This window comes from Paraburkholderia sp. RL18-085-BIA-A, assembly GCF_046027075.1.
Classification (GTDB): domain Bacteria; phylum Pseudomonadota; class Gammaproteobacteria; order Burkholderiales; family Burkholderiaceae; genus Paraburkholderia.
In genome coordinates, this window is sequence record NZ_JARESU010000355.1 from 1 (window position 1) to 2,415 (window position 2,415).

The 2,415-nt window shown below is 54.8% G+C and carries 2 protein-coding genes and 1 pseudogene; all 3 read right to left on the minus strand.

The genetic code is table 11. The annotated features are described in order from the left end of the window. A pseudogene (locus P0D89_RS52290) lies at positions 1-417 on the minus strand (tyrosine-type recombinase/integrase); the annotation flags it as partial. A 161-nt stretch (positions 418-578) separates the two neighbouring features. Beyond that, complete coding sequence (locus P0D89_RS52295) at positions 579-1,505, minus strand: phosphatase PAP2 family protein (protein WP_408370930.1); 927 nt, start codon at positions 1,503-1,505, stop codon at positions 579-581. Between the two features lie 563 nt (positions 1,506-2,068). Further along, positions 2,069-2,415: dioxygenase family protein (locus tag P0D89_RS52300; RefSeq protein ID WP_459252687.1), on the minus strand; the 347-nt coding region annotated here is incomplete at its 5' end.

Genomic DNA, 2,415 nt, shown 5'->3' on the forward strand with positions numbered 1-2,415 from the left:
CAGCTGGACAGCCCTGAGGTTCTTCGTGCGGCGATAAATCAATGACGCCTTGGTTCGGCGCATCGTGTGCGTACCGTAGGCAGTGTCGTCAAGGCCGATTGACGCGACCCACCGATGAACCAGCCGGGCGTATTGTCGTGTCGACAGGTGGGGAGAGCCGTGAATCCTGCTTTTAAACAGGAAGTCGGTCGCATGCAGCCCGGCATGCCTTATCCACGCTGCCACGCTGTCTCGCGTCTGCTCGGTGATCTCGAATTGCACCGGCCGTTGAGTCTTTTGCTGCATGATCGTCGCGCGACTGGCTACGTGCTCCCCATGGCAAAGATCGCGCACTCGCAGCTTCGCAAGATCACACGCCCGAAGCTTGCTATCGATGGCGAGATTGAACATTGCCAGATCCCGCACTTGGGACGAAAGCCCACAAGAGACACCCAGCTTTCTCTAAAGAGGACGTTCGCGAGCAGCACTCCCAATTGCTTTTATGAAAATAGCGGGTATGCCGACCGTTCGCTGACGGCTTGCCACTCTTAGAGACTGGATGGTCATAGTCGAAAGGATCAATCCCGCGATTACGTCGGCTAAATAATGCCCCCCTGCGTCGGCGTTGAAACGATCATCGTCACATTAAGAAGCATGGCAAGCCCAAAAAGCAATGGGATGCGCCGCAGCGAGTACATGAAGAAAACAGCCAACGCAGTATGAAAGGATGGCATGGACACAAGTCCTTGCGTGTTCGTTAAGTCGAACATCCGCATCGTCCCGTCACGCAATATTGCAAAGTCTGACACAGTTGACGCGGCATTCTGATCAGCAACTTTGAAGTGTACGAACGCACTTGTTGCGGGGAATGGCGTCGAAATAATAAGGAGCAGAATGCTCGACAAAACCAACAAAAAAAAGAAGTCAGACAAGTCTTCGCAGCGACCAGATAACCCTAGAATGAACGGAATTGCAATCAACTGCCACTCTCCGCTCACGTAAGCAAATGCAAGGATTCGTTGCACTTCGTGGTGAGACTGAACCCATCGATATACCGCAGGCCAATCGAAGCCGAGTGCGCGATCGAAGCGCACCAGGCTACTGTCCACGAGCGGCGCATTGATTGAAACACACAGGTACGACAAGATGCAGGTGGACGATACAAAGCATAGAAGTAGAGCGCACCAAGCTACCGTCTCCGAGACTACCGCATAGCGCAACTTTACAGCTATTGGCTCGTAGCGAGGAATGCGCTGTATTGCCCGTAATACCACGACTATGCAAAACAAGATGCCTACTGCTTTGCCTGCAGCCTCAACACCGGCCAATCGTACAGAATGGTTGCTCAAATGGAGCCACGTCACGTCAATGAGCAGGATCAAGCTGACTATGGCCCATCCGTACAGATATCGTCTCCAGAGGGATGGTAGCGATTGTGTAAAACGCAGATCGACATCTTCACTTTCACTTTGACGCATAGATAAGGCCTCGGAAAGGTTGGTTTTGGAGCCGAGGGCTGAATTCAAATAACCAGAATCCGGCAGGTATTAAGGTATTCCTAACGACGAAGAAGCGATACGGCAACAAATCGGCAGATGCCCTTGTAACGGCAAAATGGACCGAACTTTAACGCCGTTGAAAGGACGCCCCAAATGACCGCTCCTGGCCGCATTGAGACCTAGCCATTGTGCGCGGTACCGGACGGCCACCGGCTTGTGTTCCAACTGCCAGCTGACAGCGGTGAAACTCGCGAGTCGCTCCACGAACCGGCCATCGCCGGTGATACCTTTACTTCGCGCGGTCGAAACCTTTGTCTTGCAAGGCTCCGTCGTCCTCGGTCAGTCTCGTGGTCGCGAATTGACATATAACGATGACTGGTGCAGACCAGCGCTGCAACCAGATGATCGAAAAATCGGATGCGTACTCACGCGCCTCAACGTGAAGAGGTGGCTGAATTTGGTTCAGATAAGCAGGGACAGGCCTGAGAGACGAAAGCGATTGGCTACAGCATTTCACGAGAGATCTCGACGCGGGCGTCTTCGGCTGACCGGAACGAAATCACGGGCGCCATCGAAATCCGTGACTTGCGCTACGCGAACGCGAGCACAAAATCGAACCGGGCTGCCTTGCGCCCGCCGTGGTCGTCGATCGTCATCAGCAGTCGGCGACCAAACAGGAAATCGCGAGCGTTGCGCTGCTCGCCCGGAAAGTAAAGTTGGGTCGTGAGGGTGGGCCCGTTGGCCGCTTGCACCGTCACATGGAAGTGTCGTGTACGTCCCGGATACAGACCCGGCACGATGGTCTCGAGGCGATAGCGTCCCTCGCTGTCGGCGAATTGGTGACCGCGCAGCCGGAACCCCTCGACGTCGTATTCCCCGGCGTCATTAGCGTGCCAGAAATCGAGCAAAGCCCCGGACACCGCCCTGCATCGTGTCG